The following is a 580-nucleotide window of genomic DNA, read 5'->3' on the forward strand; positions in this document are numbered from 1 at the left end:
CAACGTCTCATGTGTGAGCTTGGGTTGAAGTCAAAAGTAAGGCCAAAACGGTATCGTTCTTATAAGGGTGAAGTCGGTCGAATCGCGCCTGATCTAGTACAAAGACAGTTCACGGCTGATAAACCGAATGAGAAATGGGTAACTGATGTCACCGAGTTCAAAGTAGGCGAACAGAAAGTGTATTTATCACCGATAATAGACTTGTTTAATCAAGAAGTGGTGAGTTATGAGGTGCGTAAGTCAGTGGCATTACCGCTCGTGACTGACATGCTGAAGAAGGCGACAGCGAAGCTCAGTCATCACGAGAAGCCCATCGTTCACTCTGATCAAGGCTGGCAATATCAGAACAAACATTACCAAAACCATATACGCGAAGTAGGTTTGCAGCAAAGTATGTCGAGGAAAGGAAATTGCTTGGATAATGCTGTAGCGGAAAGCTTCTTCGGGATACTCAAAACCGAGATGTATCATAACGAAGTGTTCAAAAGTGCTGATGAGCTCATTGAAAAGATCAAAGAGTACATTGATTATTACAACACCAAACGTATTAAGCTAAAACTAAAAGGCCTGACTCCGATTG

The 580-nt window shown here is 42.8% G+C and carries 1 protein-coding gene; it reads left to right on the forward strand.

From position 1 onward, the window contains the following. A partial coding sequence (locus HXZ99_RS12075) for an IS3 family transposase (RefSeq protein WP_194757547.1) occupies nucleotides 1-580 on the forward strand: 580 nt, incomplete at both ends.

Origin of the sequence: Aliidiomarina indica, assembly GCF_015354615.1 — a bacterium.
GTDB classification, from domain to species: domain Bacteria; phylum Pseudomonadota; class Gammaproteobacteria; order Enterobacterales; family Alteromonadaceae; genus Aliidiomarina; species Aliidiomarina indica.